Below are 8104 nucleotides of genomic sequence, written 5' to 3'. Positions count from 1 at the left end.
CCGACATGCGGTTGCGACGGTCCGAGAGGTGAGACTTAAGACCAGAACGGCGCCAAGGCAAGGCCCGACGACGATCAGGGGTTGAAGTCGGGGGGCGTGACGGCGGGCTCGCGCAGCAGCACGATCGCGAGGCGGCGGTTGGCGGCCATGTAGGGATCTTCGGGGAAGAGCGGATCCGAATCGGCCTTGCCGATCACCTGATAGATGCGATCGCCGGAGAGGCCGGCCTTTTCGACGATGCGGCGGGTGGCGTTGGCGCGGTCGGCGGTCAGTTCCCAGTTGCCGTAACCGGGCTTGCCGATCACGGGGTTGGCGTCGGTGTGGCCGGAGATGCTGACGCGATTGGGCAGCTTGATCAATATCTTCGCGACCTCCTCGATCAGGATGCGCGTCCGCTCATAGGGCTCGGCGAGTTCGGAGGGGAACATCGAGCGGCCGTCCTGATCGACGATCTGGATGCGCAGGCCTTCGGGCGTTTCGTCGACGATGACGTTGCGCGAGAGCTGGGCAAGGTCGGGGTTTTCGCGCATGGCCTGGCGGATGCTCTCGGCGGCGCTGCGGAAGGCCTTTTCGTCGCGCGCCGATTTTTCCTTGAGCAGCTTTTCCATCTGCGCGGCGGCGGCCTTTTCCTCGGCCGTCTCGGGGCTCTTGGGCTGGGCCGGCGTCGAGACCGTCATCACGACTTGCGGCTTGGTGCCGGGCATGCGCGCGCCTTCCTCGTCAAAGGCCGTGCCGCCCATGATGCCGCCGGAGCCGCTGGTGGAACGGCTGACGTTCGAGGGTGCAAAATAGTCGGCAAGGCCCGCTTTTTGTTCGGGCGTCGTCATGCTGATCAGCCACATCAGCAGGAAGAAGGCCATCATCGCGGTCACGAAGTCGGCATAGGCGATCTTCCATGCGCCGCCGTGATGGCCATGGACGACCTTCTTGACCTTTTTCAGGATGATCGGTTGTTCGTTTTTCGCGGCCATGCCGGTACTCCCCGCCGCGTCAGACCGCGGCGCCGGTCTGCAGCGAGGCCGTCGACTGCTCGACCTCGATGAAGGTCGGCCGGACTTCCGACATCAAAGCCTTGCGGGCGAACTCGATGGAAACAGCCGGCGCATAACCGGCCATGTGGGCGAGCAGGCCCGCCTTCATCGACAGATAGTATTTCGCCTCGGCTTCATAGGTATTGCGCAGCGACTGGGCCATCGGTCCGAAAAAGCCATAAGCGACGAAAACACCGAGAAAGGTGCCGACGAGGGCGCCGCCGATGAGGCCGCCGAGAATTTCCGGCGGCTGGTCGATCGAGGCCATGGTCTTGATGACACCGAGCACGGCAGCGACGATGCCAAGCGCTGGTGTGCCGTCGGCGAGCGCCTGAACGGCGGAAACGATGCGCTCGTGTTCCTGGTGATGGGTTTCGAGTTCCTCGTCCATCAGCGATTCAAGCTCATGGGCGTTTTCGGTTCCAAGCGTGATCATGCGCAGGTAGTCGCACATGAATTCGACCGCATGCTTGTCGGCGGCGAAGTGCGGAAACTGCGCGAAGATCGAGGACTCGGCGGGATTTTCGACATGCGCTTCAAGAGCGAGGTTGCCCTTGCTCTTGGCCAGCTTGAAGAGCGTGTATTGCAAGCCCAGCAATTCGAGAAAGGAGGACTTGTCGTAGCGGGACCCCTTGAAGAGGGTGCCGAAGATGCCGCCGGCGGCTTTGAGCACCGAGGGGGGATTGGCGATGAAGAAGGCGCCGAGGGCGGCGCCGAGAATGATAACGGCTTCAAAGGGCTGCCATAGCACTTCGAGGTGACCACCCATCGCGGCATAGCCACCGAAGACACTCAACAGAACCATAACGATGCCGACAATCAGCCGCATTTGCCCTAGTACTTTCTGTACGTTAACGCCCCGCAGACCGGCGAGATGCAGGTCAGTCCCGCCTTCGCGCCCATTCTCGCGGCTCGGCTCTTAACAGCGGGTTTAACCAAATGAGTTTGCGCGGAAATTCGGGTGTTTTGCATTCAATCGAGGTTGCATGGTCTTGTCCGGATGCCTTAAACCGAACCAGGTCCGGCGGCTGGCGTTAACATGCTGTTGACAAAGGATGCGCTGGAACGCCGGGCGATGCGGTGCAACCGGACGGAAGAAGAGAGACCGGGTGATGACAGAGATCGAGGGCGCCACGACGACGCCCGCCCATGATCCACGACGGTTCCGCGATGCGCTGGGCTGGTTCACGACCGGCGTCGCCGTCGTGACGACCGGTGTTCCCGGCGGCGCGCCCATCGGCATTACCGTCAACTCGTTTTCCTCCGTCTCGCTCGATCCACCGCTGGTGCTCTGGTGTCTCGACAAGAAGTCGGACACGCTGGCCGCTTTCGAAGCCGCGACGCATTTCACCGTCAACGTGTTGCGCGAAGACCATCGGGAGATTTCAGCGCGGCTGTCGCGCAAGGGCGACCACAGCCTGGCGGGGCTGGCCGTCGTCGAACGCGAGAGCGGATGTCCGGCGCTGCGGGAGGCGCTGGCCCATTTCGAATGCGAAGTCGAGGCGCGCCACGACGCCGGCGATCATGTGATCATGATCGGGCGAGTGCTGAATTTCGATTATGCGGAAGATGGACGACCGCTGCTCTATCATCGCGGCGGCTATCAGATGTTGCCGCCGCTCTAAGCGTGACCCAAAGAGCTATGAGCGGCCTTCTTCGCGGTCGTTCTCGTCGAGTTTCGACAGATTGTCGCGCATCCGCTCCATGCAGGCCAACATCGTCAGGTAATCCTTCCGGCCGAGGCCCGAAATCGCCGTGCCGTGAATGGCGGCGTAGTGTTCTTGGCCGATATGCTTGTTGGCGTGGAGCAGCGGCGTCAGGAAGATGCATTTCGCCCGTCCATCCGTCGGATGAATACGGCGCTCGACGAGACCCATCGCTTCGAGTTCGGCGACATAGATGCCGACGGAAACCTTGTGGATGCTGAGTGCGTTTGCCAGCTCGGTCTGGGTCTGGCCATCATTCTGCAACAATTCGATGACGATGCGGGTCTGGTTGCGCGTCAAGCCGGTGCGCCGGTCGTAGATCGCGGCAAGCAAGGTTCCGAGATCGTGAATGACTTCAAGAAAATACTGAGGCGAGAGCGGGTCCTCGATCGGCAGTTCCCGCTCCTGTGCAACGTCGATTCTTGCTCGCGACATGCCTGTCAGCCCCCTCGATCTTCGACGCCCTGCCGTTCGTCCAATACCTGTATATTGAGGCTACTGCGGCGGCGAGGCCACGGAATTTACGTCTACCCAAAAAAATGGTGCCATGCCGCGCTTGATCGCTTGACGGCTCGGCCCGGTGGTGATTTCGTAAATGCAGTTTACTAAAATGGACCGATGCCGTCACGCATTTTCGCGGGTGGCAGAAGGTCACAGCGGATCCACGGATCTGTTCAGTCGGGAGGATGTCGAGAATGCCTGAGGATTTGCCCGCCAACGACGAAGCCGCCGTCGAGGGAGCCGAGGGGGCGCTGAGCGGCGCCGCCGAGATCATCGCCGAATCGGGAGGTGCCGAGGCGTGGTACTCGCTGGGATCGCTGCTCGACAAAGGCGGACCGATCGTCGCAATTCTGCTGGTGCTCTCCGTTATTTCCGCGGCGATCATATTGCTCAAGATCGTCCAATTCTGGTCGGCCGGGCTTTCGCGCCGCAGTTTTGTCGATCCGGCGGTCGATCGGATCGAGGCGGGCGATGTGTCAGGTGCGCTCGATATTTTGCGCAAACACAAGACGCCGCTTGCCCGCGCCATGGCGGCGGGTGTCCGGGCCAAGGTGCGCGGCGATCTGCGCGATGAAGACGTGGCGGCCGAAATCGCCCGTGTCGGCGCGATGGAGATCGGCGCGTTGCAACGCTATCTGCGCTGGCTTGAAGTGATCGGGAATATCTCGCCGCTGCTCGGATTGCTCGGCACGGTTATCGGCATGATCCAGGCGTTCCAGCGGCTCGAAGAGGCCGGAACGCAGGTCGATCCGGCGCTGCTGTCCGGCGGCATCTGGGTGGCGCTGCTGACGACGGCCGTCGGCCTCATCGTGGCGTTGCCGGCGATCACAGCGCTCAACCTGCTGGAGGGCAAGATCGACCAGGTGCGGCTTGCGATGCGCGATGCTTCGGCGCGGGTGATTGCGGGGCTGCATGCACGACCGGGCCCGACATCGGCAAAAGCCGCTCAGTAGACGAACGGAGAGCCGACGCTCATGTTCGATGAACCCGTACGCAAACGAAACATGGCCAGCCTGACGCCGCTGATCGACGTGGTTTTTCTGCTGTTGATCTTCTTCATGCTGACGACGTCGTTCCTGAAGACGCAGTCCCTGTCGGTGGTGACACCGTCCCCGAGCGCGGAGGAGTTGCCGACCGATGCACGCGTGGTCGAAATCTGGCTGATGGGCGACGGGACGTTGCGCGTCGACGGAACGCCGGTGGAGGCTGAAAATCTGGCCGAAGCCGTCAAGGCCGGGATCGGCGGGCGCAAGGACATGACCGTAACGATCCTGGCCGAGAGCGGCTCGCGGACGCAGGTGTTCGTTACCGCGATCGAGGCTGCGCGGCAGGCCGGCGCACGCGATGTCGGCACGGCGCGCGTGGAGAAAATTACACCATGATTGCCGACTTCGATGAAGATCCCCCGCGCCGTCAGTTCGAGACATTGATCCCGCTCATCAATGTCGTGTTCCTGTTGCTGATCTTCTTCCTGCTGGCGGGCACCATGACGCCTGCCGACAATGTGGCGGTGAATCTGCCGGTCGGCGCCCTCAGCGACGACGAGCGGGAAATGCCGGCGACACTGCTTGTGGAGGCGGATGGGTTCGTCTGGCTCGGCGAGAGGGTGATCGACCCGAAGATCGCCGAACAGGCGCTCAAGGAATATCTCGCCGACAAGGGCAAGGAACGTGTTGCCATCAAGGCCGACGCGGAAGCCTCCGCCGAGGCGCTGCTGTTGCTGATGGAAGCATTGCGCAAGGTGGGCGTGCAACAAGTGACGATCGTGACCGAGCGGGGGCGGTAGCGCGATGGCGGCAGTAGCGATGCATAACGGAATGCCGGCAGCGATGGAGGGACGCCACTTCGAATTGCGGACCTTCATCTTCGTTTCGATCTTGCTGCATGCGCTGCTTTTTCTCGTGATGCTTCTGACCGTGGGCGGCATTTTCGGCGGGCCGGGGCCGGGCGGCGGCGATTCGGTGACGTTCCAGCTTTCGGCAGGATCGGCCAATGACCGCTATGCGGCACCGCCGGAACCCGTCGCCGAGCCGGAAATTCCTCAGCCCGAACCCGTTGTCGTGCCGCCGAAAAAACCGGAGGCACCGCCGCGCCGCGCCGAGGAAACACCGCCGCCGGAAGAGGAAGCCGAAGAGATCAAGGAAGTCGTCGATGCCGCGCAGGCGGGGGGCGGCGTCGATGCGGGGCAGGCGCTGGGTGCGGGTGGCGATGCGGCCGAGACCGTTCTCAACCGTAAAGGCGATTCCCTGTCGGCCGGGCAGATCCGCGCACAAGTCGTCGGCAAGACGTTCCACCTTGAAATGGGGCGGCTCGACCAGCAAGGCGGCAACCGGTTGATCAATACCATCATCCAGCTCAACGCGGACGGGACGACCAATATTACGCTGATCCAGTATTTCCACCGCATGTATCACACGCAAGGATCCGGCTCGCGCAGCCGGAGCGGCCGCGGGACGTGGTGGATCGAAGGCAATCGTTGGTGCCACAGTTCGCCTGAGATCCAGTATGGCACGCGCGACTGTTACGACATGACGCGTGAGGGCAACATCGTGCGGCTCTACTACGCCCCCTGCAGCGGGACTTCCTCGCAGCTTTGCCGGAGCGGCCGCATCGCCGCCGAAGGTGAAATCCGCTAGCGCGTTCTTCTCCCGACGTTTTGCGCCGCCTGGCTTCCATCTGCTAGACAGGTCGTGCCATAAATCCGTGGGAGGCCGACGTCATGGGCAAGGTTGCATTTCTTGGGCTTGGGGTCATGGGATACCCGATGGCCGGGCATCTCAAGAAAGCCGGACATGACATCACGGTCTACAACCGGACGGCAACCAAGGCGGCGCGCTGGACAGCCGAACATGGCGGTGTGAGCGCGCCGACGCCGAAAGACGCGGCGCGGGATGCCGATATCGTTTTTGCCTGTGTAGGCAACGATGACGATCTGCGGCAGGTGACTTGCGGACCCGAAGGTGCCTTCGACGCGATGAAGCGGGGTGCGGTTTTTGTCGATCACACGACGGCGTCGGCGACGATCGCGCGGGAGCTGCATGCGCTGGCGGGGAGCAAAGGCGTCGGCTTTGTCGATGCGCCGGTTTCGGGCGGGCAGGCGGGCGCCGAGAACGGCGTGCTGACCATCATGGCGGGCGGCGACCAAGCCGACTTCGCCAAGGTCGAGCCGGCGATCGCCGCCTATGCGCGGATGGCACGGCTGATGGGGCCGAGCGGCGCCGGGCAACTCACCAAGATGGTCAACCAGATTTGCATTGCCGGGCTCGTGGAAGGGCTTTCGGAGGGCATCCATTTCGCGACGCGCGCAGGCCTCGACGCCGCGGCCGTCGTCGAGGTGATCTCGAAGGGCGCGGCGCAAAGCTGGCAAATGGAAAACCGTTACAAGACAATGATACAGGGAAAATTCGACCACGGGTTCGCGGTCGACTGGATGCGCAAGGACCTCGCCATATGTCTTGACGAGGCGCGCAAGAATGGCGCGCATCTGCCTGTGACAGCGACGGTCGATCAATTCTATTCGGAGGTGCAGGCGATGGGCGGCAAGCGATGGGATACCTCAAGCTTGATCGCCCGTCTGGAGCGGAAATGAGCAGCGCCGCGCGCGAATTGCGCTTTGCGTCCGTCGGCGACGTAATCGCCCGGCTCGATCCGTCCTATCCGGTGTTCTGTGTTTTTCCCGATGTACTGCGGGCACGCGCGAGAGAATTTGTCGACGGGTTTCCGGGCACGGTTCTCTATGCCGTCAAATGCAATCCGCACCCCTTCGTGCTGAAGGCATTGTGGGAGGGCGGCATCCGCCACTTCGACACGGCATCGATTTCCGAAATCGCCAAGGTCACGGAGCAGTTGCCCGAGGCGCATTGCTATTTCAATCATCCGGTCAAGGGGCGCGGGGCGCTGGAAGCGGCGGCGGACGTATACGGTCTCAAAGACTACGTCGTCGATGCCTTCAGCGAACTCGACAAGGTGACCGAAATTGCCGGCACCGACATCACCATCGAAGTGAGGATCGCGACGCCGAAAGGGAAGGCCGTTTACGATCTCTCGTCGAAGTTCGGCGCGGCGCCGGACGAGGCTGTGGCGCTGCTCAAGGAGGCGGCGCGACGCGGATGCCGGACGGCGCTTGCGTTTCATGTCGGCAGTCAGTGCCTCGATCCCGACGCCTATCGGGTGGCGATGGAAATGTCGGCGGATGTCGCCGCCCGGGCCGGCGTCAACCTCGAATATCTCGACATTGGCGGCGGCTTTCCCGTGGTCCAGGGCACCGGCGTGCTGCCGCTCGACGCCTATTTCGAGGTCATCGGGCAAACGAACGAAAGGCTGGGGCTCGGTGTCCCGCTCTTCGCCGAACCGGGACGCGCGCTGGTAGCGGATGGCGGCTCGGTGCTGACGCAGGTTCATCTCAGAAAGGACGGCAGTCTTTACATCAATGACGGCATCTATGGATGTCTGTCGGAAATACGCGATGGCGATTTCGATCCGCCGGTGCGGGCGATCTCGAAAGCCGGACCCGTCGGGGGCAAGACCCGGCCGTTCCGGATTTTCGGTCCGACCTGCGACAGTCTCGACGTTCTGAAGCAGACTTTCGAATTGCCGGAATCCATCGGCGAGGGCGACTGGATCGAGTTCGGTCTTATGGGCGCTTATTCGATCGGAATGCAGACCGGCTTCAACGGTTTCGTTACCGATACGATTGTGCGTATCGACGGCCCGCAAAACAGCTTCAACTCTTAACTATACTTTAACGATGCGGATTCTCCGTTCACGGATCGTTCGCGAATTAACGTTGACATCTATGTTAACGTTGCTAACATGGCGAATATTGAGACAAAGCAGGAACGCAAGGACGAGGGCGGCATATGCGGG

10 protein-coding genes are annotated in these 8104 nt (G+C 62.2%); 7 read left to right on the top strand and 3 right to left on the bottom strand.

The annotated features are described in order from the left end of the window. Positions 1 to 74: 74 nt before the first annotated feature. Both WEB61_RS07375 and motA read right to left on the bottom strand, forming a co-directional pair. Positions 75 to 971, bottom strand: coding sequence for a flagellar motor protein MotB (locus WEB61_RS07375; RefSeq protein WP_368063686.1), 897 nt, complete (start codon positions 969 to 971; stop codon positions 75 to 77). A gap of 19 nt (positions 972 to 990) precedes the next feature. Next, the gene (motA, locus tag WEB61_RS07370) at positions 991 to 1860 is read right to left on the bottom strand and encodes a flagellar motor stator protein MotA (RefSeq protein WP_368063685.1); all 870 of its coding nucleotides are present in this window, start codon (positions 1858 to 1860) and stop codon (positions 991 to 993) included. Between the two features lie 283 nt (positions 1861 to 2143). Here motA and WEB61_RS07365 point away from each other — a divergent pair, with 283 nt between their 5' ends. Further along, complete coding sequence (locus WEB61_RS07365; protein ID WP_368063684.1) at positions 2144 to 2656, top strand: flavin reductase family protein; 513 nt, start codon at positions 2144 to 2146, stop codon at positions 2654 to 2656. 15 nt (positions 2657 to 2671) lie between these two features. Here WEB61_RS07365 and WEB61_RS07360 read toward each other — a convergent pair whose 3' ends face one another. Next, positions 2672 to 3172 carry a MarR family winged helix-turn-helix transcriptional regulator gene (locus WEB61_RS07360; RefSeq protein WP_368063683.1) on the bottom strand — a complete coding sequence of 167 codons (501 nt, stop codon included), beginning with the start codon at positions 3170 to 3172 and terminating at the stop codon, positions 2672 to 2674. Positions 3173 to 3432: 260 nt separating this feature from the next. Between WEB61_RS07360 and WEB61_RS07355 the strand changes: the two genes are divergently transcribed. From WEB61_RS07355 to WEB61_RS07330, 6 genes are all read left to right on the top strand, one after another. Next, positions 3433 to 4191 (top strand): MotA/TolQ/ExbB proton channel family protein, encoded by a 759-nt coding sequence (locus WEB61_RS07355; RefSeq protein WP_368063682.1) that lies wholly within the window; start codon positions 3433 to 3435, stop codon positions 4189 to 4191. 21 nt (positions 4192 to 4212) lie between these two features. Beyond that, entirely contained in the window at positions 4213 to 4620 is a 408-nt protein-coding gene (locus WEB61_RS07350; protein WP_368063681.1) for an ExbD/TolR family protein, read from the top strand. Then, a complete protein-coding gene (locus tag WEB61_RS07345; protein WP_368063680.1) occupies positions 4617 to 5024 on the top strand; it encodes an ExbD/TolR family protein in 408 nt (135 codons plus the stop codon). The genes WEB61_RS07350 and WEB61_RS07345 overlap by 4 nt, the downstream gene beginning before the upstream one ends. Before the next feature lie 4 nt (positions 5025 to 5028). After that, positions 5029 to 5874 (top strand): hypothetical protein, encoded by an 846-nt coding sequence (locus WEB61_RS07340; RefSeq protein ID WP_368063679.1) that lies wholly within the window; start codon positions 5029 to 5031, stop codon positions 5872 to 5874. A gap of 83 nt (positions 5875 to 5957) precedes the next feature. Continuing rightward, on the top strand, positions 5958 to 6827 hold the full coding sequence (locus WEB61_RS07335) for an NAD(P)-dependent oxidoreductase (RefSeq protein WP_368063678.1): 870 nt from the start codon (positions 5958 to 5960) through the stop codon (positions 6825 to 6827). Beyond that, positions 6824 to 7972, top strand: a complete 1149-nt coding sequence (locus WEB61_RS07330) for a type III PLP-dependent enzyme (RefSeq protein WP_368063677.1) — start codon at positions 6824 to 6826, stop codon at positions 7970 to 7972. The genes WEB61_RS07335 and WEB61_RS07330 overlap by 4 nt, the downstream gene beginning before the upstream one ends. The last annotated feature ends 132 nt before the right edge of the window (positions 7973 to 8104 follow it).

Origin of the sequence: Parvibaculum sp. (assembly GCF_040882025.1) — a bacterium.
Lineage (GTDB): Bacteria > Pseudomonadota > Alphaproteobacteria > Parvibaculales > Parvibaculaceae > Parvibaculum.
This window is presented reverse-complemented; position numbering and strand designations above follow the sequence as displayed.